The organism is Pseudomonas sp. GV047, assembly GCF_003058245.1.
Lineage (GTDB): Bacteria > Pseudomonadota > Gammaproteobacteria > Pseudomonadales > Pseudomonadaceae > Aquipseudomonas > Aquipseudomonas marginalis.
The window spans coordinates 509,809-532,397 of sequence record NZ_QCWA01000002.1; the positions used below are offsets into that span (position 1 = coordinate 509,809).

Annotated in this window: 15 protein-coding genes; 10 read left to right on the plus strand and 5 right to left on the minus strand. The window is 62.8% G+C overall.

The genetic code is table 11. The features are described from left to right. Nucleotides 1-86: 86 nt before the first annotated feature. Genes C8K58_RS07590 through hflK (C8K58_RS07605) form a run of 4 tightly spaced genes read right to left on the minus strand, consistent with a single transcriptional unit; the run spans nucleotide 87 to nucleotide 5,904 of the window. On the minus strand, nucleotides 87-1,973 hold the full coding sequence (locus C8K58_RS07590) for a cation-translocating P-type ATPase (RefSeq protein WP_108573495.1): 1,887 nt from the start codon (nucleotides 1,971-1,973) through the stop codon (nucleotides 87-89). Next, nucleotides 1,970-3,004, minus strand: a complete 1,035-nt coding sequence (gene hflK / locus C8K58_RS07595) for a protease modulator HflK (RefSeq protein ID WP_108573497.1) — start codon at nucleotides 3,002-3,004, stop codon at nucleotides 1,970-1,972. The genes C8K58_RS07590 and hflK (C8K58_RS07595) overlap by 4 nt, the downstream gene beginning before the upstream one ends. Beyond that, entirely contained in the window at nucleotides 3,001-3,987 is a 987-nt protein-coding gene (gene hflC, locus C8K58_RS07600) for a protease modulator HflC (protein WP_027608192.1), read from the minus strand. Before hflC ends, hflK (C8K58_RS07595) begins: the two co-directional genes overlap by 4 nt. Before the next feature lie 12 nt (nucleotides 3,988-3,999). Next, nucleotides 4,000-5,904 (minus strand): protease modulator HflK, encoded by a 1,905-nt coding sequence (gene hflK, locus C8K58_RS07605; protein ID WP_108573499.1) that lies wholly within the window; start codon nucleotides 5,902-5,904, stop codon nucleotides 4,000-4,002. Between the two features lie 318 nt (nucleotides 5,905-6,222). Here hflK (C8K58_RS07605) and C8K58_RS07610 point away from each other — a divergent pair, with 318 nt between their 5' ends. From C8K58_RS07610 to pbpC, 10 genes are all read left to right on the plus strand, one after another. Next, nucleotides 6,223-6,846, plus strand: a complete 624-nt coding sequence (locus tag C8K58_RS07610) for a CDP-alcohol phosphatidyltransferase family protein (RefSeq protein WP_027608190.1) — start codon at nucleotides 6,223-6,225, stop codon at nucleotides 6,844-6,846. Between the two features lie 10 nt (nucleotides 6,847-6,856). Continuing rightward, nucleotides 6,857-8,611, plus strand: a complete 1,755-nt coding sequence (locus C8K58_RS07615; protein WP_027608189.1) for a bifunctional alpha/beta hydrolase/class I SAM-dependent methyltransferase — start codon at nucleotides 6,857-6,859, stop codon at nucleotides 8,609-8,611. A 2-nt stretch (nucleotides 8,612-8,613) separates the two neighbouring features. After that, on the plus strand, nucleotides 8,614-9,912 hold the full coding sequence (locus C8K58_RS07620) for a phosphatase PAP2/dual specificity phosphatase family protein (protein ID WP_027608188.1): 1,299 nt from the start codon (nucleotides 8,614-8,616) through the stop codon (nucleotides 9,910-9,912). Further along, a complete protein-coding gene (locus C8K58_RS07625) occupies nucleotides 9,902-10,345 on the plus strand; it encodes a hypothetical protein (RefSeq protein ID WP_027608187.1) in 444 nt (147 codons plus the stop codon). The genes C8K58_RS07620 and C8K58_RS07625 overlap by 11 nt, the downstream gene beginning before the upstream one ends. Before the next feature lie 9 nt (nucleotides 10,346-10,354). Beyond that, nucleotides 10,355-10,975, plus strand: coding sequence for a 1-acyl-sn-glycerol-3-phosphate acyltransferase (locus C8K58_RS07630; RefSeq protein ID WP_027608186.1), 621 nt, complete (start codon nucleotides 10,355-10,357; stop codon nucleotides 10,973-10,975). Between the two features lies 1 nt (nucleotide 10,976). Further along, a complete protein-coding gene (locus C8K58_RS07635; RefSeq protein WP_017528659.1) occupies nucleotides 10,977-11,909 on the plus strand; it encodes a phosphatidate cytidylyltransferase in 933 nt (310 codons plus the stop codon). 162 nt (nucleotides 11,910-12,071) lie between these two features. Beyond that, on the plus strand, nucleotides 12,072-12,536 hold the full coding sequence (locus C8K58_RS07640; protein WP_027608185.1) for a helix-turn-helix domain-containing protein: 465 nt from the start codon (nucleotides 12,072-12,074) through the stop codon (nucleotides 12,534-12,536). Beyond that, nucleotides 12,527-13,114 carry a mobile mystery protein B gene (locus C8K58_RS07645; protein WP_027608184.1) on the plus strand — a complete coding sequence of 196 codons (588 nt, stop codon included), beginning with the start codon at nucleotides 12,527-12,529 and terminating at the stop codon, nucleotides 13,112-13,114. Before C8K58_RS07640 ends, C8K58_RS07645 begins: the two co-directional genes overlap by 10 nt. Before the next feature lie 93 nt (nucleotides 13,115-13,207). Next, nucleotides 13,208-19,012 carry an alpha-2-macroglobulin gene (locus C8K58_RS07650; protein ID WP_108573501.1) on the plus strand — a complete coding sequence of 1,935 codons (5,805 nt, stop codon included), beginning with the start codon at nucleotides 13,208-13,210 and terminating at the stop codon, nucleotides 19,010-19,012. Then, complete coding sequence (gene pbpC / locus C8K58_RS07655; protein WP_027608182.1) at nucleotides 18,993-21,290, plus strand: penicillin-binding protein 1C; 2,298 nt, start codon at nucleotides 18,993-18,995, stop codon at nucleotides 21,288-21,290. The genes C8K58_RS07650 and pbpC overlap by 20 nt, the downstream gene beginning before the upstream one ends. Nucleotides 21,291-21,312: 22 nt before the next feature. Here the strand turns inward: pbpC and C8K58_RS07660 are convergent, their stop codons facing one another. Then, on the minus strand, nucleotides 21,313-22,515 hold the full coding sequence (locus C8K58_RS07660; RefSeq protein ID WP_256221397.1) for a Fic family protein: 1,203 nt from the start codon (nucleotides 22,513-22,515) through the stop codon (nucleotides 21,313-21,315). Nucleotides 22,516-22,589: the final 74 nt, after the last annotated feature.

Genomic DNA, 22,589 nt, shown 5'->3' on the forward strand with positions numbered 1-22,589 from the left:
CGGTCTGAACGGATTGCCCAGTCTCGACCCAGCACTAGAGTGAGGCCCCTTATCGGCGTTACAGCCGTGTGCAAATATTTCTGAAATTAATCCTCAAGCTTCGACAGCGGCTCCTGAAACCGCAGCAAACGCCCGGCATTGCCCAGTACCAGCAAGGTGCTGAGGTTATGCAGCACCGCCGCAATCATCGCCCCCGCAGCACCCAACCAGCCAAAGGCGGCAAACACCACGATAGCCAAGGTCCAGCCCAGGCCGATGACCACGTTGACCTGCAACGTACGCCGGCACTGGCGACTCAAGCGCACACAGGTGCCCAGGCGCCGCAGGTCGCTGCCGATCAACACCACATCCGCCGAGGCCAGCGCAATGTCCGCCCCGCCCGCGCCCATGGCCACGCCGACCACGCCAGCCTTGAGCGCCAGGGAATCGTTGATCCCATCACCGACCACCATGGGCCGGAAGCCGCTGCCGATTTCCCCCAGCACACGGTTGAGCTTGTCTTCGGGCAACGCCTGGGCTGCGACATCGCTGATGCCCACGTCCAGCGCCAGGCTGTCGGCCACGCTTTGACGGTCTCCAGTCAGCAGCAGTTGACGACCCAGGCCCAAATCCCGCAACTCTTGCAGGGCCTGGCGCGCCTCCGGCTTGACACTGTCGGCCAGCAGCAGCCAGGCCAGAAACTGCCCGTTCAAGGCCAGCCCGGCAATCGGGCCGTCATGGTTCGGCACCGTCGTCGTGACAATACCCAATTGCTCGAACAACTCGGGACGGCCCAACGCCGCTTCGCCCTGCTCGGTCTGTGCCACAACGCCTAAGCCCTGGCGCTCGCGAATATCCGTGAGCGCCAGCAGTTGCGCCTGAGTCGCCAACCCCGCCAACGCACGGCTGACCGGGTGGCTACTGGCCGAACCGAGGCTGGCCGCAAGGTTGAGCAGCGCCTGGCGATCGGTCGACGAGGTCTCGATGGACTGCAAACGCAGGGTGCCAAAAGTCAGGGTGCCGGTCTTGTCCACCACCAGCGAGGTCAGGTCCGCCAACTCTTCGAGGAACGCCGAGTTGCGAATCAGGATCCCATGCCGGGCCGCCACGGCGATTCCGGCAATCGCCGTCGCCGGTGCCGACAGCACCAGGGCGCAGGGGCACGCCGCCACCAGCACCGCGAGCATCGCCTGGGCGTCATTGGTCACAAACCAGGTTACTGCCGCCAGCAGCAATACCAACACCATATAGCTGCCCGCGTAACGCTCCAGCAGCCGCGTGATCGGCGGCTTGGAACGTTCGGCGTTCTGCATCAGCGCGATGACTTTGCCCAGGGTCGACTCATTGCCGGTACGTGTCACTTGCAGGCGCAACAGGCCATCGAGGTTGATCGCCCCGCCAAACACCTGCACACCCACACTGGCTTCCAACGGCACCGACTCACCGGTGATCGGCGCCGTGTCCAGGCTCGCCTGGCCCGACAGCACCACGCCATCGGCGGGCACCCGATCACCGGCGCGCACCTCGACGATATCGCCGGTGCTCAGGGTGCCGTTATCCACTTCGATGATGCTGCCGTCGGCCTGCACCCGCCGCGCATGGCTGCGGGTCAGTTTGCCCAGGGCATGAATCGCCTCCTGGGAGCCGATCACGCTGCGCTCTTCCAAAACGTGGCCGAAGATCATGATGATCGGCAGCAGCGCGGCGGTGAGCAGATCGCCGGTGGCCCAGGCGCCGAGCATCGCCAGGGCGATCAGTTGGTCGGTAATGCCATGCAGGCTGGGAAAACGCAGGCTGTACCAGGCCGAGCGCATCACCGGCACCGCCACCAGCAACGAGGCGACACCGAGCAGCAACTGGCTGACGCCCGTCTGGTCCGGCGCCAGCCAGCGCCATACCAGGCCCAGCGTCAGCAAGCCCAGGGCGAGCATGGCCAGGGTCAATTGTCGGGCAGCGCTGCGCTGTTCGGCGGAGGTCAGCATGGGTGCGCTCATTGTTCGGCTCCCTGGATGATCAAGCGGGAGTCGTCTTCAGGATCGACCGTGGTCACCGAACCGGCCTGGCCGAGAATCTTCGGCATACGCTCGCGGTACAGGCGCAACAGCAAGCCCGGGTCTTTGACCTGGGCCAGGCTGGCGACCGTGGCCGTTTGCGCCTGGGCATTGGCCAGGCGTTCACTGGCCTGGGCGTGGGCAACCTGCACCAGGCGGTCGGCCTGCTGGTTGGCGGTCTGGGTGAGTTTTTCCGCTTCGGTCCGGGCGTTTGCCACGGCTTTGTCGGCTTGTTGACTGGCGGTGAGTACGGCGTTGAATGCGTTCACCGCCGGGCCCGGCAGGCTCGATTGCACATCGACCCGCGTCACCTCGATGCCCAGCCCCAGACCGGTGGCGGCCAACTCGGCCAGGCGCTTGTTGATGCCTTGCACCAAGTCACCCCGCAGCCGCTCGCGACGCTCGGCGGCGCCGTTGTCGGTACCGATCAATTCGGGGCGCGCCACCAGGATCGTGTCCAGATCGCGCGCCGCCGTCAGGGCCACGGCGCTGCGGGTCACCAGGCGATCCAGGGCCGGCAGCACATGCGCGCCCTGCCACACAAAGGCGTAGGGTTCGGTGACCTTGTAGAACACCCGCACATCCAGCTGCACCACTCCGGCATCGCCGGTCAGCAGGTAGCCGGAGCCGGCCAGTGCATCGCTCAAGGGCGTGGCGAAACTGGCCACACGATCAGCCTGCACCGCCGCATCGGAACGCAACAGGTTCTCCACCCGACGCTCGATCACCCGGTCGGCCGCCGGCAATAACACCACCTGCTCGAACGGCTGCGGCCAGGCCAGCAGCAGCCCGGCATTCTGGATGCGGTCGAGGGCGCCGAAGTGCAGCACCACCGCACGGTTCTGCGGGTCGATCTGCCGCACATTGGAAAACGCCCACGCCAATGCCGCCAACACCGTCACCGCGTACAACGCCAGGAACGTCAGGCGCCCGGCCTGGATCCAGGGGCTGTCCGGGCTGTCACGCTCGGTCATGGCTGAACGTCCTTGGGCCCGTCCACCAACGCGCGAAAGGGCGCGGCGTCGGTGCGCAGGATGATTTTGGTGCCGGGGGTCACGACCGTGCCCAGGGTATCCAGGGAGCGCAGCAGGTTATACAGCTGCGGATTGCCGGCGTAGGCACGCCCATAAATCTGCGCGGCTTCGACCCGCGACTGGGCTTCGATGTCGGCGGCTTTCACCGTGGCATCGGCCTGCACGATGCGCGCATCACGCTCAGCCGCGGAGCGAATCTGCGCGGCCTCGCGCTTGCCCACGGCCGTGCGTTCGGTGGCGATGGTTTCACGCTCGGCACGCATGCGGTCGACGGTGGCGGTGAGCGTGACCGACGGCAACGTCAGCCGCTCGATCCCCACCTGCGCCACGCGCACGCCATAGGTGGTGAGCAATTGTTGATCAATCTGCTGGCGCAGCTGCGCCTCGAAATCGGCAATGCGCACCTGGCTGGCGTCAGTGTTGATCAAGCTCGACAGGTCAAAGCTGGCCGCCGTGGTTTCCAGCGCCGAGCCGACAAAGGTGCGAATCTGCCGCGCCGCCTCATCCGGCTGGTTCTGCACCGCGCGCATAAAGCGCTGCACATTGTCGGCATCGCCCTGCACCTGCCACGCCACATAGGCCTGCACGATAATCCGCAGGCCGTCGCGTGTGCCCACATCCTGCAAGCCGCTGGAGGTGGTGCGCAGGCGCAAGTCCACCGGGATCGCCGCTTCGAACGGCGCCGGCCAGCGCCAGCCCAGGCCCGGTTCCAACAACACCCGCGACGGGTTGCCGAAGCGGGTAATCACCGTGGCTTCGCCGGAGCGCACCTGCACCAGGCTCGCCGCCGCCACCGCGAACAGCACCAGCAACACCGCCCAGGCCATACGCCGCCAAGGGAAAGGACCCGCCGCCTGTTCATCACCGTGATGAGGGTGATGGTGGCCGTGGTGGTGACCATGATCGTGAGAATGAGCGCTCAACAGACAGACTCCTTATTGAACGGCTTTACGCGGCAGCGAAGGGTCGGCCGGCAAAGTAAAAGAACGCAGATCAATCGTCGGTGCACCTTCGGCGCCCAGGCGGTGATCCAGAATAAGCAGCTTGGCGTGGGCCAGGCCCAGGCTGAGTTGGCCCAGGTACTGTTCCAGCACAAAGGCCCGACCGGCCGCGGCGTAGGCCTTTTGTTCGGCGGTAAAGCGCAGGTCGGCGGCTTGGGCACCGGCATTCACTTCGCGGGCGGTGGCCAAGGCCTGGTCGCGGGCGGTGCTGGCTTGCAGCAAGGCCTGGTTGGTGTGTTCGCTGGCGGCGCCGCGCTCGCGGGAGATCAGGGCCTGGGCGCCGATCTGCGCGGCTTGCACGCCGTGGTAGGCATTGGCCGCGCCGGCCGGTGGGTGGATGGCTTCCACGACAGTGGCGAGGATTTCCACGCCGCTGTCGAGTTTCTGCAAATCCGCCTGCACGGCGCGGCCGATTTCGTCGGCCAGGCGGGTGCGTTGTTCGCCGAGCAATTCGTCGAGGGTACGCGAGGCAAAATCGTGCACCAGGATGCGGCTGGCGGTGCTGCGGATCAGGGTCGGCACATCCGCGCTGTTATAAGTGGCGGCGAGTGCGGCCTGGTCGGTGAGGCCGATGCGGTAAACGAAGCGCACATCCATATTGACGATCTGGAAGCTCTGCTTGTCGCCGCTGCTGCTGGCGATCACCTGGGATTTGTCATTCACATGGCTGGCGTCCCACAGCCGATTGGCAACCAGCGGTGCCGGGCCTTCGGCTGACGCCAGCTCCGGTGCGGCGGCCTCGCTGACGCTGGTGGCCAACTCATGCACCACGCCGTTCTCCACGTTGATCACGCGGCCCAGGGGCCAGGGCAAGCCGGTATGCAGGCCCGGGCCGAACACCTCGACGGGCTTGCCAAAGCGCTCATAAATCCCACGGCCTTGCAGGGGCACTTCATGCACGCCGGTCAGCGCCCAGCCGACCGCCAGCACCACCAGCAGCACCGGCAAAAACGCCCGGCGCATGTAGGTAAACGCCCAGATCTGGCGCAGGTCGATGCCGAAACGGTTGTGTAATTCGTGCTGCAACGCCAGCAACGGTTGTGGCGGCCAGCGCAGCAACCCGGCGATGAAACTCTGCGCCATCAGGCGTGGTTCAAGGCGCGGCTGGCGCGGGCTGAACAGCGACAGCAGGCCTCTTAATAGAAACTCCAGCGCTACCAGCGCCGGCAACAGCCCGACCAGCACCGCCAGGCGCAACGGCCAGACCGACTCAGCCCCGGCAAACAGCAGGCAAATGGCACTGACCACCAGGCAGATAATCGCCACCCGACTCAACTGCGCCAGTTGCGCGGCTTCCGGCCACTGGGCCGTGGTTTCCTGAGCCAGGCGCCGTTCGAACACCAACAAGCCGAACGCCAGCGCCAAGGCCAATGCCGCCCCCACGCTGGCCGCTTGGCCGACAGGCGCCGAGGGCAAGGCCAGGTTCCAGAACTCGATGATGCTGACCAGCGCCAGCAGCGACCAGCCGCCCAGCCACAAGACCGGGGCGCCGATCTGCCGGCCAAAGCGTTCCACAAGGCGCGCGTAGCGACCCGTTTCTTCAACGGGCAATTCGGCCGCCGGCGCCTCCAGCGCCTGGGCCCGCCAATCGGCCACCCACCACGCCGACTGCAGCCCTGCCACCAGCACCAGCAGGGCCGATGCGCAGTTGATCAACACCACCGGCCAGATCGACAACGGTGCAAACAGCGCGACAAACAACGCCAGCACCCAACCGACTACGGCCAGTACTGTCAGACTGATACCGGCTTGCCGCAATCGGCGGGCATGGAACAGCCCTTGCTGAAAACGCGGCAGGCCTTCCACCGAAGCGCCGTCCGCCTCTAGATCCACTTGCATCCACTCACGCCCGCTTGTACACAATTCGTTACGATATAACACGCGGCGTGAAATTTTTGTTCGTTAAACAGGGTTTTTGAACATGGCAGAAATCTCCTGTGGGAGGGGGCTTGCTCCCGATGGCGATGGGTCAGCCGGCACATGCATCAACCGGTAGACCGCCATCGGGGGCAAGCCCCCTCCCACATTTGTCCTTCAGTGCTTTCCAGATCGTGACTAAACCCCCATAAACACGCGCCATCACTGGTATAGGCCATGAATAATCGGCACACTCCAGGCAGTTTTTCGCGGGCTCTCGGACAAGGAAGCGTCACCCCCATGATTTCGATCTATCAGCTCAAACCGCGGTTTCAGAACCTGCTGCGTCCCCTCGTGCAGCGCCTCTATGACAATGGCACCACGGCCAACCAGATCACCGTGCTCGCCGGGGTCATTTCCCTGCTGGTCGGCCTGTTGATCGCCAGCTTCGCCCAGCACCTGTGGCTGTTTGCGCTGATCCCGCTGTGGATGATCCTGCGCATGGCCCTCAACGCCATCGACGGCATGCTCGCCCGGGAATTCGGCCAGCAGTCGCGCCTGGGCGCCTACCTCAATGAATTGTGCGACGTGATTGCCGACAGTGCGTTGATCCTGCCCTTCGCGCTGATCCCCGGCGTGAGCCTGGTGCCGGTGCTGCTGGTGGCGCTGCTGGCGGTGTTCAGCGAATACGCCGGGGTGCTGGGGCCGATGGTCGGCGCGTCACGGCGCTATGACGGGCCGATGGGCAAGAGTGACCGCGCGTTTGTCCTCGGCGTGCTGGCCACCGGTGTAGCGCTGGGCTGGCTCGGCGCTGGCTGGGTCGACACTGTGATGTGGCTGGTCGCCGCCCTGCTCGCCTACACCCTGGTCAACCGGGTGCGCCAGGGTTTGAAAGAAGAACAACCTATCTCCCCTTCTGCATAAGGATTTTGCAATGCGCGAACAGCAAGAGCACACCTTCAGTACCCATGACGGCGTCGAGCTTTTCTACCGTCATTGGCCGGCCAGCGCGCCGGCGGACGGCGAGCCGCGCAAGGCGATCCTGCTGTTCCATCGCGGCCATGAGCACTCGGGGCGTATCGCGCACCTGGTGGATGAACTGGACTTGCCGCAGTTCGACTTCTTCGCCTGGGACGCACGGGGTCACGGCCAATCGCCTGGCGAACGCGGCGACAGCCCGAGCTTCGCCACCAGCGCCCGTGATGTGCAAACTTTCCGCGACCATATCGGCGCCACCTATGGCATCGAGGAAGAAGACTGTGCCGTGATTGCCCAAAGTGTCGGCGCGGTGATCGCAGCCACCTGGGTGCATGACTACGCGCCGAAAATCCGCGCCCTGGTGCTCGCGTCCCCGGCGTTCAAGGTCAAGCTGTACGTGCCCTTTGCCCGGCCGGGCCTGGCGCTCATGCGCAGGTTTCGCGGCAACTTCTTCGTCAACAGCTACGTCAAGGCCAAGTTCCTCAGCCATGACCCGGAGCGCGTGGCGTCCTACGACAGCGACCCGCTGATCACCAAGGCCATCTCGGTGAACGTGCTGCTGGGCCTGTACGAAGCCGCCGACCGGGTTGTCGCCGATGCCCAGGCGATCCAGGTGCCGACCCAAGTGCTGGTCTCGGGCGCCGACTTTGTGGTGCACCGCAAACCCCAGCAGCAATTTTTCGACCGCCTTGGCAGCCTGAAAAAAGAACTGCATATCCTCCCCGGTTTTTTCCACGACACCCTCGGCGAGCGTGACCGCGCGGTGGCCGTGAGCAGCGCCAGGCGCTTTATCCTGCAGAACTTCGCACACCCGCTGGACCGTGCGTCCCTGCTGGACGCCGACAAACTGGGCGCCACCTGCGCCGAATCCGAATCCCTCGCAGCGCCCTTGCCGCGCAATTCCCTGCGCGACCTGTACTGGCGCCTGACCCGCGCCAGCATGGGCCTGGGCAAGAACCTGTCGGACGGCGTCAAGCTGGGCTTCGACACCGGCTTCGACTCCGGCAGCACCCTGGACTACGTGTACCGCAACACGCCCACCGGCAAAGGCGGGCTGGGCCGCATGATCGACACCAACTACCTCAACTCCATCGGCTGGCGCGGTATTCGCCAGCGCAAGTTGAACGTCGAGGAACTGCTGCGCCTGGCCATGGCCAAGCTGAGGGATGAACAGCGCGAAGTGCGCATCGTCGACATCGCCGCCGGCCACGGGCGCTACATTCTTGAAGCCTTGCAGGGCGTGTCGCCGCTGCCGGAATCGATCCTGCTGCGCGACTACAGCGACATCAACGTGCGTGACGGTGGCGCGCTGATTCGTGAGAAGGGCCTGGGAGACATCGCGCAGTTCGTCAAAGGCGATGCGTTTGACCGCTTGGATTTGGCGGCACTGCAACCCAAGCCGACGCTGGCGGTGGTGTCCGGGTTGTATGAATTGTTTGCCGATAACGCCATGGTCGGTGGTTCGTTGGCCGGCCTGGCTGAAGCCGTGGAGCCCGGCGGTTACTTGGTCTACACCGGCCAGCCATGGCACCCGCAACTGGAACTGATCGCCCGCGCACTGACCAGCCATCGCCAGGGCCAGGCCTGGGTGATGCGCCGTCGCAGCCAGGCAGAAATGGATCAGTTGGTAGAAGCCGCGGGCTTTCGCAAGATCACCCAGCGTGTGGATGAGTGGGGCATCTTTACCGTGTCCCTGGCCCAGAAGATCTGACCATGCGCGAACCCGGTCTATTGAAACCAGCGGTGCTGTGGCTGCTGCTGTTGGCGCCGCTGTTTTTCAGCACCTACGGCTTCGCCACGTGGGTTACAAGCCAGCGCAGCGATGTCGGCACCCTGGTGTTCGGCTGGGAAACCCATATGCCGTTCTGGGCATGGACCATCGTGCCCTATTGGTCCATCGACCTGCTTTACGGTTTCTCCCTGCTGCTGCCCAACAGCCGCCATGAGCTGAAGCAACACGCGCTGCGCCTGCTCAGCGCGCAGGTCATCGCCGTAAGTTGCTTCCTGATCTGGCCGCTGCGCTTCACCTTCGAGCGGCCGGAGCTGGATGGTGTGTTCGGCTGGCTGTTTGCCGTATTGGCGGGGTTCGACAAACCCTTCAACCAGGCGCCCTCGCTGCATATCGCGCTGCTGGTGATCCTGTGGGTCATGTATCAGCGCCACACCCAAGGGTTATGGCGCTGGCTGGTGCATGGCTGGTTCGCCTTGATCGGTATTTCGGTGCTGACCACTTATCAACATCACTTTATCGACTTACCCACAGGCGCCCTCGCCGGCTGGCTATGCGTGTGGCTGTGGCCGGTGGAACACCCAAGCCCCTTGCTGAATGCACGGCTGACCCGGGATTCGAAGCGCTGGCGCGTGGGCCTGCGCTACGGCCTGGGAGCCTTGGCACTGGCGATTCTGGCGTTTTCCCTGGGCGGCGGCTGGTTATGGCTGCTCTGGCCCGCGGTGTCCCTGGGCCTGATCAAGGCGAATTACCTGGTGCTCGGCGCTGCGGGCTTTCAAAAACGCAGCGATGGCCGGCTTACACCTGCTGCGCGTTGGCTGTACGCACCCTACCTGGCCGCGGCGTGGATAAACTCGCGCCTGTGGACACGCAAACACCCACAGCCGGACCTGATTGTGGATAACGTCTGGCTGGGGCGAATTCCCAGTGCGAAAGAGCAAAATTCATTCAGCGCCATCGTCGACCTCTGTGCCGAATTGCCGATTAATCCACAAGGCCGTGCGTATCAAAGCATCCCGGTGCTGGACCTGATCGCCCCGACACCCGCCGACTGCCAGCAAGCCGCCGAGGCCATCGAGCGCCTGCGTGCAAGCGGCCCGGTGCTGGTGTGCTGCGCCCTTGGCTACTCACGCAGCGCCACCGCCATCGCCGCCTGGCTGCTGCACAGTGGGCGCGCTGCCACGGTGGACCAAGCGCTGGCTATTATTCGTACAGCGCGGGCCCATGTGGTCCTGCATCCTGCTCATCGTCAAGCATTGGAGGGTTTGCCCCATGCCCGCTGATATGGAACTCCAGGTGGTCGCCAGCCTGCTGCGCCGTGGCCGTTCGCTGGATCAGTTATCCACAGGCCTGACCGTGGCCGGGGTGTTATTCGGCCTGGCCCAGTTGCTGATGGCGAGTGTTTCAACCATCTGCCTGCTGCTCAGCCTGTGGATGATTATCCTGGGGCTGCTGCAAAAGTACTGGGCGCTGCGGGTGGCCTTTGACGCCGACCTGTTCGCCCTGCTGGCCCGCGACATCGAGCGCACGGCGGACCTCGATCAAGCCCTGCAGACCCTTGGCCTGCAATCGCCCAAGCGGGCCGGCCGGCCCTGGACCGAGCGCCGTCGCGGCGCCCTCAAATTGCTGCGCAAACAAGCCTGGCTGCTGGGCGCGCAAGCGCTGCTGACCCTCGCCGTGATCCTCGCCAGCCCCTGGCTGCCTTTCGCCGCATAAGGAATCCCCATGTTCGAACCCGTGGTCGCCACGCTGATTACCTCCATGGCCCGCACCGTCACCGGCGCCCGCAGCCTGTGGCTGGGTTGCGCGCCAGTGCCGGTGCAACGTATCTATTTCGCCAACCACAGCAGCCACGGCGACTTCGTGCTGCTGTGGGCCTCGCTGCCGCAGAACCTGCGCAAATTCACGCGCCCGGTGGCCGGCAGCGATTACTGGAACAAAAGCGCCCTACGCCGCTACATCATCAACCGCGTGTTCAATGGCGTGCTGATCGACCGCGAGCGCAAGGACCCTGTGGATAACCCCCTGCAGCCCATGCTCGCCGCGCTGGAAGGCGGCGACTCGCTGATCATCTTTCCCGAAGGCACACGCAATCTGGAGGACGGCTTGCTGCCGTTCAAAAGCGGCATCTACCATCTGGCCAAAAGTTACCCACAGGCCGAGTTGATCCCGGTGTGGATCGCCAACCTCAACCGGGTCATGCCCAAGGGCCGCGTGCTGCCGCTGCCTTTGCTGTGCACCACCAGCTTCGGCGCCCCCTTGCAATTGGAAGAAGGCGAAGACAAAGCCGCGTTCCTTGCCCGAACCCGCGACGCCCTGCTCGCCCTCGCCCCGGAGCATTCCTGAGATGGATAGCCAAACCCTGATGTTATTCGGCGGCATCGGCGCGATCCTGGTGCTCGCCTCGCTGATCGGCCTGATCCTCAAACTGCGCACCCGTGGCACGCCCAATGCGGTGATCGACAACCTCAACGCCCGCATCAACGCCTGGTGGGTGATGGTGGTGGTCATCGGTATCGCCTTCTGGCTCGGTACCGGTGCGGTGATCCTGCTGTTCTATGCAGTGTCGTTCTACGCCCTGCGCGAATTCCTCACCCTCACGCCGACCCGGCGCAGCGACTACCCGGCCCTGGTGGCCGCGTTCTACCTGGCATTGCCGTTGCAATACCTGCTGATCTACTCGGACTGGTACGGGCTGTTCTCGATCTTTATCCCGGTGTACGTGTTCCTGCTGCTGCCGATCCTGGCCTCCCTCGGCGGCGACAGCACGCACTTCCTGGAACGCGCCTCCAAAGTGCAATGGGGGCTGATGATCGCAGTGTTCTGCGTGTCGTTCGTGCCCGCCCTGCTGACCCTCGACATCCCCGGCTACGAAGGCCGCAACCTGCTGCTGATCGCCTACCTGGTGATCGTGGTGCAACTCTCGGACGTGCTGCAGTACGTGTGCGGCAAGCTGTTCGGCAAACACAAGATCGCGCCCAACCTGTCGCCATCCAAAACCGTGGAAGGCTTTGTCGGCGGGATTTTGCTGTCATCCCTGATCGGTGCGGCGCTGTGGTGGACCACGCCGTTCAACCCGTGGCAGTCGTTCCTGATCGCCTTGCTGATCAACCTGCTCGGCTTCGCCGGCGGCATCGTCATGTCGGCGATCAAGCGCGACCGGGGGGTGAAGGATTGGGGGCATATGATCGAAGGCCACGGCGGGATGCTGGATCGGCTGGATTCGGTGTGTTTTGCGGCGCCGATTTTCTTCCACCTCGTGCGCTACTGGTGGACCTGAACTTCTTGAAAGCTAACAAATTGAATTGCTTTGTAAGCCTATAGGCAAACAGAATCCTGTATTTTGTTAGCTTATAGGCTTATTTTTTGTGATTAATGTATACATATAGGCTAATATTTATTTCAATATTGATAGCCTATAGGCTTACAAAGGTCTTTCACCATGGGTACTTCCAACCTCTACAAGCTGCGCCTTTCTCAAGTAGAACGCGCTATTGAACCCTTTAACACCGTTAAAGGCGCACCCGTTCCGCCAGGCGGATGGTTGCGTTCTATCAGAGAATCGTTGGGTCGCTCATTAAGAGCCCAGGCCGAAATGGCGGGCGTGTCTTCAGTGACGTTGACCAAGTCCGAGCGTTCCGAAGCTGAGGATCGCATTTCGCTTGCACAGCTAAGAAAGCTCGCGGCAGCACTGGACTGTGAACTCGTGTACGGCCTTGTCCCCAAAAAGCCCCTGCATGAAGTCATCCAAGACCGCGCCGAACTCATGGCCAAGCAAGAAATCCTAGGCGTCGCTCATTCCATGAGCCTCGAAGATCAACGTCCTTCTGATGCCTTCATCGAACGTCAGATTGATGAACGTCGCAAAGAATTGCTCGACGGTCCATGGACACGCCTATGGCAATAGAACTGGAACTTAAACCCGGTCAAACCCCGCTCGATCCGGACGAAGTCGCTGGGCTGAAACCGAGACACATCGCCACCCAAGGCGAACTGGATGAATGGGAGGCGCAAAACATCCTCAAAGCCTCGCGTTGGGTAGCTCGGCAAAAAAAGCTGGATGTGCTGAATGATCATTTCTGCCGCGAACTGCACGTGAAAATGTTCGACGACACTTGGAAGTGGGCCGGCACTTTCCGCAAATCCGATAAAAACATTGGCTGTGACTGGACGCAGATTGCCGTCAACTTGCGTCAATTGCTCGACAACGTGGCTTACTGGCTGGAGCACAACGTATTCCCGCCAGAAGAGATTGCCGTGCGCTTTCATCATCGACTTGTGTGGCTACACGCTTTCCCCAATGGCAACGGTAGACATGCTCGCCTCATGACCGATTGCCTGCTGAGGCAATGTGGTCTTGCTCCCTTCTCCTGGGGGCGCGGTAACCTGGTAATCGTGAACGAAGTTCGCCACCGCTACATCCAGTCGCTTCGCGCTGCCGACGCCAATGATTACGCGCTGCTGTCGGCATTCGTGCGCAGCTGACTCGGTAAACATCCCCGCCGTGCGGCGTATCGGCGTCATCTTTTGTATCAAAGACCCTGTAAGATACGCCGCACTTAGCCAGGGATGCTCACCATGTTCGATTCGCTCAAAGCCATCAGCCGTCGTGTTGTCGGTGTGTTTCTGACTGTGGTGGGGGCCGTTTTCGGCCAATGGCATCCGCCGCTGTGGCTGCGCGCCATCGGCCGTGGCCTGGCGAACCTGGGTAACAAAGCCCGCGCTTATCCGCGCCAGGCCGGTGCCGGCATATTGGGCCTGGTGCTGCTGGCGGCCGCTGGCTTCTATGGCTGGCACTGGTACTCCAACCTGCCGCAACCCCACACCGTGGGCTATTCGCTGCACAAACCCAACCTGACGGACTACACCCAGCAACCGCCGGTTGTGGATAACTTGCAAGTGCGTTTTGCCGAATCGGTGGCCCCGCTGGCCGCCATTGGCAAGCCGGTCACCGAAGGCATCACCCTCAAACCCAATGTGGCCGGGAGCTGGCGTTGGTCCGATGACCGCACGCTGCTGTTCGTGCCGGAGAAAGACTGGCCTATCGAAGCGGGTTACACCCTTGATCTGGCCAGGAAAGGTTTGCTGGCCGATGGCGTACTGCTCAGCCAGTACAGCAGCCAGTTCTCCACCCAGCCGTTCCGCGCCACCCTGGCACACAACGAGTTGTATCAAGACCCGTCGAACCCGACGCTGAAACAACTGGTGGCGACCTTCCATTTTTCCCACCCGGTCGATGAAGACAGCCTGCGCAAGCGCGTTTCGGTCACTCTCGGCAAAGGCCTGGCCTACCGCGACGCCCAGTTGCCCAACCGCCCGGACATCAGCTTCGACGAGACTAGGCTGAACGCCTACGTGCGCTCCGCCGCCCTGGCCACACCGCTGGAAAGCACGCCGGTCAGCGCCAAGTTGGATGAAGGCATCAAGGCCCGCGACGGCGGCAACGCCAGCACCGCGCCGCTGGTCGCGGAAGTCACCGTGCCCGGCCGCTATCGCCTGACCTTTACCGGCGCCGAAGTGAGCTTTGTGGATAACGAACGCGGCGAGCCTGAGCCGGTGCTGATGTTCAGCAGCTCCAGTGCCGTGGCCGATGACACCATTGCCGGTAAGGTCCAGGCCTGGCTGTTGCCGGAAAAAGCCCAGGACGACACCCGTCCCTATAACAGCAACGACATCGACGATGCCCTGCTGGCCCGCAGTACCAAGGTCACGCTGACCCACGTGCCCAGCGTCGAACCGCTGAACACCCTGCACGCCTTCAAGTTCAAGGCCCCGGCCGGCCGTGCGCTGTATGTGCGCGTGCCCGCCAACCTGGAAGCCATCGGTGGCTACCTGGCGAAAAACCCGACAGCCTCGCTGATCAGCATGCCGGCTTATCCGCGCACCTTGCAGTTCCTCTCCGACGGCGCGTTGCTCAGCCTCAATGGCGAAAAACGCCTGGGTTTCATGGCCCGTGGTGTACCTGGCGCCCATTTGGAAATCGCGCGCTTGCTGCCCAACCAATTGCAGCACCTGGTGGACCAGAGCAGCGGCAGCTTTGCCCGGCCCAATTTCGGCAACGAGTATTTCGACCGCATGGTTGAACGCCAGTCCCTGGATATTGCACTGTCGTCCTCGGACCCGGCGAAAACCGTGTATGACAACGTCGATCTGAGCCACTACCTCACCGCCAACGGAGGCCGTCGCGGCATTTTCGTGCTCAAGCTCAGCCCTCAGGATGAGCCGGCGGAGCGCACGTTCGACTATTCGCGCAGCACCACCTCTGACCTGCGCTTTATCGTGGTCACCGACCTCGGCATCATCGCCAAGCGCTCCAGCGATGGCAGCCATGACGTGTATGTGCAGTCCATCGGCAACGGTTCGCCGGTGTCCGACGCCCAGGTCGACATCATTGGCCGCAACGGTCTGCCGGTAAGCAGCGGCCACACCGACGGTGAAGGCCACGTGCATTTCGCCAAGCTGGATGAACTGCGCCGTGAGAAAACGCCGCTGATGTATGTGGTCACCCGCGGCAATGACCAGTCGTTCCTGCCGATCGCCCGTCAATCCCAGCAGCTGGATTTGTCGCGCTTCGACGTAGGCGGTTTGGAAGAAGACGGCGCGATTGATCGCCTCAGTGCCTACCTGTTCACCGACCGTGGCCTCTACCGCCCTGGCGAGACCGCGCACCTGGGCATGATCGTGCGCAGCGGCAACTGGAAAGGTGCCCTGCAAGGCCTGCCCGTGGAGCTGCAGATCACCGACCCGCGCGGCCTGGAAGTGATTCGCCAGCCGCTGAAGCTGTCTGCCAGCGGTTTTGAAACCTTTGATTTCCCCAGCAGCGAAGTCGCCCCCGCCGGTGACTACACCGCGACCTTGCAGTTGATTGGCCAGAAACAGACCCGCACCGACCTCGGCAGTGTCAGCTTCAAGGTCCGCGATTTCGAACCGGACCGCATGAAGGTCAGCCTGAGCCTGCACGACACCCCGGTACAGGGCTGGATTCCACCGGACCAGGTTATGGCCAAGGTCACCGCGATGCACCTGTTCGGCGCCCCGGCGGCCGGCCGTCGCGTCACCGCGAAGATGTCCCTGAGCCCGACGCTCGCGGCATTCGAGCGTTACCCCGACTACCGTTTCCGCCTCAACGATTCCCTGGAAGAGGCCAGCACCGAAGACCTGGCCGAAACCACCGTCGACGACAACGGCCAGGCCGTACTCGACCTCAACCTGCAACGCTTCGCCAACAGCACCTATCGCTTGCAAGTGATGACCCAGGTGTTCGAGGCCGAAGGGGGCCGTAACGTGGCGGCGCAAAGTGCCTTGCTGGTGTCGTCCGCGCCCTACCTTGTGGGTGTGAAAAGTCAGGACTCGCTGTCGTACGTCGCCAAGGACGCCCCGCGCCAGGTGCACTGGCTGGCCGTCGCGCCAGACCTCACCCCGCTGGCGGTGGATGGCCTGACCAGCGAAGTGGTCGAGCACCGCTACGTGTCGGTACTGGTGAAACAGTCCAACGGCACCTACAAGTACGAGTCGCGTATCAAGAACATCAGCCAACCGGCCTCGCCGCTGGTGATGACCAAGGACGGCGCCAGGCAGGCCCTGAACACCGCCACCCCAGGGGATTTCACCCTGCAAGTGAAGGACGCCAACGGCAACCTGCTCAACCAGATCGACTACAGCGTGGCCGGACGCGGGAATACCTCGCGCTCCCTGGAACGCAACGCCGAGCTGCAACTGCGCCTGGATAAACGCAGCTACGCCACCGGCGATGAGATCGCGATCAGCATCCGCGCGCCTTACACCGGTGCGGGCCTGATCACCATCGAGCGGGACAAGGTCTACGTCCAGCAGTGGTTCAAGGCCGACAGTACCAACAGCGTGCAACATATCCGCGTGCCTGCGGGGCTTGAGGGCAATGCCTACGTCAACGTGCAGTTTGTGCGCGACATCGGCTCGTCCGAGGTCTACATGAGCCCGCTGTCCTACGGGGTGGTGCCGTTCAGCATCAACCTCGATGCGCGGCGCATGGCGTTGAAGGTCGAGGGCCCGGCGAAAATCGAACCGGGGCAGACGCTGGACATCAAGGTCAACGCCGACCGCCCCGGCCGTGCTGTGGTGTATGCAGTGGACGAAGGCATCTTGCAGGTAGCGCGCTACCAGACGCCGGACCCGCTGGGCTTCTTCTTCCAGAAACGTGCGCTGGAAGTCGGCACCAGTCAGATCCTTGACCTGATCCTGCCGGAATTCAGCCGCCTGCTCAGTGGGGCGGCGCCCGGTGGCGATACGGAAGGCGCCCTGGCCAATCACCTCAACCCGTTCAAGCGTAAACACCAGCCGCCAGTGGCCTGGTGGTCCGGGCTGGTGGACTTGCCCGCCGGTGAAACCGTGCTGCATTACCAGGTGCCGGACAGCTTCAACGGCAAGCTGCACCTGTTCGCGGTGGCTGTGGACGCCGACAGCGTGGGCGTCAGCGAGGCCAATACCGAGGTCCGTGGCCCGATCGTCATCACGCCGAACGTGCCAGCCTTCGTGGCGCCGGGTGATGTGTTCAACGTCAGCGCCGGAGTATTCAGCAACCTCGAGGCGGCAGCGGACGTGAAGTTTGAAGTGCAGACCAGCGCCGGCCTGGTGGTGCAGGGCGACAAAGCCAGCACCTTGTCCCTGCAACCGCGCAAAGAGGGCACCGCCGAGTTCAAGATCAAGGTCGGCGAAACCCTCGGTTCGGCGGATTTGCGCTTTGTCGCCGTGTTGCCGGATGGCAAGCGGATCCAGGTGGCGGAAACCACCTCGATCCGTCCCCTGAGCGAGCATCGCGTAGCCCTGAGCCTGGGTCGCTTCGACAGCGCCAGCAAAGAGCTCAAGCCCACCCGTGAACTGTTCAGCCAGTTGCGTGACGTACAACTGGGTGTGGCGGCCTCGCCGCTGGTCTGGGCCAACGGCCTCAAGCATTACCTGGATGACTACGGTTATGCCTGCACCGAGCAACTGGTGTCCAAGGCCATGCCGGCGTTGATCTGGGGCGGTACCGCACCCGAGGCAGAACAGGCCTTCAGCAGCGCGGTGCGTATGTTGCGCCAGCGCCAGAACCAGGCGGGCGGCTTTGGTTTGTGGGCCGCCAACCCGGATGTGGCGCCCTACGCCAGCCTGTACGCCACCGATTTCCTGATCGAAGCCAAGGAACGCGGGCTGCCGGTGCCGGAAGACCTGCTGGTGCGCGCCAACAGCTATCTGACCGACCTGGCCAACGGCCCGAGCGAAGGCCTGTCTGAATTGCGCAACCGTGCCTACGCCAGTTACCTGTTGAGTCGTCAGGGGATTCTGGTGAGCGGCGCATTGAGCGATATCCGCGAACGCTACGAAAGCTACTTCAAGGACAGCTGGCAGAACGACCTGGGCGCCGCCTACCTGGCGGCCAGCTACAAACTGCTCAAGCAGGATCGCCAGGCCGACACCGTGTTCCGCAAGATCCCTTGGCGTTCGCTTGTGGATAAGTGGGACAGCGACGGCCTGTATTACGACCCGCTGGTCCACGATGCCGAGCACCTGCATCTGCTCGCTCGCCATTTCCCCGAGTTGCTGGACGATGTTCCTACCGCCCTGCTGGATAAACTCGGCAAGCGCCTCAACGAACAGCGCTACAACTCGCTGTCGGCGGCGCTGTTACTGCGGGCCTTGGACAACTACGGCCAGCGCGCGCAAAGCGATATGACCCTCAAGGCCACTGCCTGGCTGGGCGACAAGCAGCAACAACTGCTGGAAATGGCCGGCCAGCCACCGCGCGCGGCGGTACCGGGCGCCACGCAAAAACTGCTGATGGAAAAATCCGACGGCCCGGCGGCGTTCTACATGCTCAGCGAAGCCGGTTTCGACAAGGGTGCCAAGCTCAAGCCGATCAACAACGGGCTGGAGATCATCCACGAATACCTCGACCTCAAAGGCGACCCAGTGAGCACAGTGGCGGTGGGCGATGAGTTCCTGGTGCGCTTGCGCCTGCGTGCCACCGACCGTGACCAGGTGCAGCAAGTGGCGGTGGTCGACCTGCTGCCCGGTGGCGTCGAGCCTGTGTATAACTTGCCGCCGGAGCCGGAAGCCGCCAGCAGCGAGGAAAGTGAAGGCGAAGCGTCCGAATACGTAGAAGAAAGCGAACAAGAAGCCGATGCCTGGCAAGCGCCCATCGGCGAAACCGAGCTGAGCAACTGGCAGCCGGACTACGTGGATGTGCGTGATGATCGGGTGGTGTTGTACGGCACGGCACTGCGCGACGTAGGCACCTTCGTCTATCGCGTGCGCGCCACCAACGCCGGCACGTTCAATACGCCACCGGCCTACGCCGAAGGCATGTACGAACCCACCCTGCAAGGGCGCGGCAAAGTAGGCCAGCTTGAAATTACCAAGCCTTAAACACCTGGCGCCGCTGCTGGCAGCGGCGCTGGTGCTGGCGGGGCTGCGGCTATGGCCCCACGCTCCGCTGGAACAGGCTGTGACGTCGTCACGGGTGGTGCTGGCCGATGACGGTTCGCTGCTGCGCATGACCCTGGCGGATGACGGCCAATACCGCTTATGGCTGCCGCTGGAGCGCATCTCGCCGTCACTGGTGGAGGCCTTGCTGCTCAAGGAAGACCGCAATTTCCATTGGCACCCGGGGATCAATCCCCCGGCGTTGCTGCGCGCGGCCCTGGCCACCTACAGCGGCGGCCAACGCCAGGGCGGCTCGACCTTGAGCATGCAATTGGCGCGGCGCCTGTGGGATCTCAACACCCGCCAGGTACCCGGCAAATTGCAGCAGATGGCCTTGGCCCTGTGGCTGGAGGCGCGCTACAGCAAGCACGACATTCTTGAGGCGTACCTGAACCTGGCGCCCATGGGCGGCAATATCGAAGGCGCCGAAGCGGCCAGTCGCATCTACTTCGGCAAGGCAGCGGCGCAGTTGTCGTTGTCCGAAGCCTTGGCGCTGGCGGTGATTCCCCAGCAGCCGGGGCGGCGCGCACGCTTCGGGCCGTCACTGCAAAACGCGCGACTGCGCTTGATGAATGACTGGCGCGAAACATATCCACAAGACCCGCGTAACGCCAGTTTGCTCGAGCTGCCCCTGGAAGCCCGCAATCGCCAGCAGATCCCCTTCCTGGCGCCGCATCTGAGCGAGCAGCTGTTGGCATCCCAGCCCGGCAACGAACTCAACAGCACCCTCAACCTGCCCTTGCAGCAACTGCTCGAACGCCTGATCAGCGGCTTTATCGCCGAGCGGCGCAGCACCGGTGTGGAAAATGCCACGGCCATCCTGATCGACAGCCGCGACCAGAGCGTCAAGGCGCTGGTGGGCTCGGCGGATTACTTATCCACAGGCATCCACGGCCAGGTCAACGGCGTGTTATCACGCCGCTCGCCGGGGTCGACCCTCAAGCCGTTTCTCTACGGGCTGGCGCTGGATCAAGGGGTGATCCACCCCATGAGTATCCTCAAGGATTTGCCCAGTAACTTCGGCTACTTCCAGCCGGAAAATTTCGACGGCAGTTTTGTCGGGCCGCTGACCGCACGGGATGCATTGATCCGTAGCCGGAATATCCCGGCGGTGTGGCTGGCCAGCCAGGTGAAGTCGCCGTCGTTGTATGGGTTGCTGCAACGCGCCGGGGTCAAGGGCCTGCGCGGTGAAAGCCATTACGGCTTGGCCCTGGCCCTCGGTGGCGGTGAGATGACCCCCGAGGAACTGGCGAGGCTGTACGTGATGCTGGCGGGCGACGGCCATCTGCGGCCGTTGCGCTATCTGCAGGAGCAGCCCCAGGCTACCGGCCCGCAGCTCCTCACCCCGCAGGCGGCCTTTATGGTGCGTGACATGCTGCGCCGTAACCCACGCCCGGATGGCCTGCCCGCGCGGCACTGGCGCACCGCCTGGAAAACCGGCACGTCCTGGGGGTTCCATGATGCGTGGAGCGCAGGCCTGGTCGGCCCCTACGTGCTGGTGGTGTGGGTGGGCAACTTCGATGGTCGCCCCAACCCGGCGTTTATCGGTGCCAAGACCGCCGCGCCGCTGTTCTTCCGTATCGCCGACGCCCTGCCCCTGGCCTTGCCCAACGTCGTGATCAAGGCCGACAAACCACCCGCCGGCCTGGTGCGCATCGACGTCTGCGCCGCCTCGGGCGAATTGCCCAACCGCTGGTGCCCGCAAACCCGCAAGACCTGGTACATCCCCGGCGTGTCACCGATTCGCGTGTCCAACCTGCACCGCCCGGTACTGATCGACACCCGTACCGGCAAGGCCGCATGCCCGCCGTTCGAGGCGCAATACACCCGCGAGGAAGTCTTCGAATTCTGGCCCAGCGACATACAACGCCTGTACCGCGCCGCCGGCCTGCCCCGCCGCACGCCACCCAACGTGATGAAAAACTGCCAGCCCAACCGCATCAGCGACCAGAGCGAAGCCCCGCAGATTCGCTCGCCGCTGACTCAAGTGAGTTATCAGTTGCGCCTGTCCCAACCCCAGGAAAGCATCCCGCTGAACGCGAATGCGGCCAGCGATGCGGCGACGCTGTACTGGTTTGCTGATCAAACCTTGATCGGCCAGGGCCCGCCGCAAGCCACATTGAACTGGCGGCCGGTTAAGTCGGGGGAGTATCGGCTGCGGGTCAGTGATGATCAGGGGCGCAGTGCGAGTCGGGGGTTGAGGGTGGAGTTTGTGCCGTGATAAGCCGCCTCTGACCCCTGGCTCAGTAAAAGCGCCGATGAAGATCAGGGAATATCATCTGCGCGAACCATACGGGTAGGCCGGGAAAAATCGAGCGTGACTTGGCAGACGGCGCTTCAACTACGCCCAAATCAATTAACTTTTTAAGCTGATCACTTGCTACGCGATCATGCAGCCCAGAAAAGATTTTGAAGTCCGCTCGGGCAATCTCACCTTGAGTTAGCAGGATATGGATGGCCTTGGCCATTTCCGGCTTCACTCCAGCCCCAATGAATCGCTCCTCAAGCCCAATCACTCTCTCAAGCCGTTGACGCAGACTTACCAGGCCCATCGCTTGTTCTACATACTCCATCTGATCAATGCAGACTTGCAGCATGAACTCTACAAATTCGAACAACCCACTTTGAGTCAGCTGACCACGACCGTCGAGATCACCGCGACGCGGCTGGTCCGCTGCACGCAAGCGTCCATAGTACTCATCCTGTTTTCGTGCCAGCCCCCGAGAAAGTGACCAAAGCGGGGACGCTAGCCCAAGGCGCATCAACTGCAAGTGCGTAATCATGCGCACGACTCGGCCATTGCCATCTTCAAATGGGTGAATAAACGCAAGACGATGGTGATAAGCAAGAGCGCTGAGAATTCGCGACGTCAGATCAGGTTGCCCCCCATATACCTGTTGAAGGCGGGTGAGCATGGGGGCGACGGATTCCCAGGCAGGCGCTGCATGATCACCCACCAAGACATTGCGTTGTGCACTATCACGCAATTGACCCGGCACCATTAAGCGCCCATCACTCAGCCGCAAGTCGTCGTCGCTGGCACCTGTAAAAAGGCGGCGATGAATGACAGAAATGAATTCAGGGGCAAAGAACACGCTCCAAGGCGCGTCAATTGATTTCGGCCGACGTACTGTTCGCTCCAGTAACGCCTGAACGCCGATGTGACTTTCGGCCAGCTCACGCAGTTCTTTGGAGTCGCGCCTGGGTACTCGTGTAGATAACGTAGCAGGCTCGGTGAATTGGCCTTCAATCAGGTTGCTGTAGTAACTATTGGTGATCCGCATCAGGCCGCCGATGCGAATAGCGGTGTTTTCGGGGAGCAAACCCGTGAGTTTTCCGGCACGAAACGATAGCGTCTCTGCCGTACGTAAAATCGACGCAGGAAAACCTGGCGATGGCCAGACAGGTTCCAACCAGTGATTACCGGACATGAACTTCTGCGTCATTTTTCTCACCATTTTCCGATTTTTTTTCGAATCTGTTTTCCTTTAAGGTCCAATAATAACGGGATAAATCCAAG

Coding starts and splice junctions, on each gene's coding strand:
- hflK (WP_108573497.1), bottom strand. CDS start 3,004: ATGACCGAGCGTGACAGCCCGGACAGCCCCTGGATCCAGGCCGGGCGC.
- C8K58_RS07650 (WP_108573501.1), top strand. CDS start 13,208: ATGTTCGATTCGCTCAAAGCCATCAGCCGTCGTGTTGTCGGTGTGTTT.
- C8K58_RS07620 (WP_027608188.1), top strand. CDS start 8,614: ATGCGCGAACCCGGTCTATTGAAACCAGCGGTGCTGTGGCTGCTGCTG.
- C8K58_RS07630 (WP_027608186.1), top strand. CDS start 10,355: ATGTTCGAACCCGTGGTCGCCACGCTGATTACCTCCATGGCCCGCACC.
- C8K58_RS07645 (WP_027608184.1), top strand. CDS start 12,527: ATGGCAATAGAACTGGAACTTAAACCCGGTCAAACCCCGCTCGATCCG.
- C8K58_RS07590 (WP_108573495.1), bottom strand. CDS start 1,973: ATGAGCGCACCCATGCTGACCTCCGCCGAACAGCGCAGCGCTGCCCGA.
- C8K58_RS07615 (WP_027608189.1), top strand. CDS start 6,857: ATGCGCGAACAGCAAGAGCACACCTTCAGTACCCATGACGGCGTCGAG.
- C8K58_RS07610 (WP_027608190.1), top strand. CDS start 6,223: ATGATTTCGATCTATCAGCTCAAACCGCGGTTTCAGAACCTGCTGCGT.
- C8K58_RS07640 (WP_027608185.1), top strand. CDS start 12,072: ATGGGTACTTCCAACCTCTACAAGCTGCGCCTTTCTCAAGTAGAACGC.
- C8K58_RS07660 (WP_256221397.1), bottom strand. CDS start 22,515: ATGACGCAGAAGTTCATGTCCGGTAATCACTGGTTGGAACCTGTCTGG.
- hflK (WP_108573499.1), bottom strand. CDS start 5,904: ATGCAAGTGGATCTAGAGGCGGACGGCGCTTCGGTGGAAGGCCTGCCG.
- C8K58_RS07625 (WP_027608187.1), top strand. CDS start 9,902: ATGCCCGCTGATATGGAACTCCAGGTGGTCGCCAGCCTGCTGCGCCGT.
- C8K58_RS07635 (WP_017528659.1), top strand. CDS start 10,977: ATGGATAGCCAAACCCTGATGTTATTCGGCGGCATCGGCGCGATCCTG.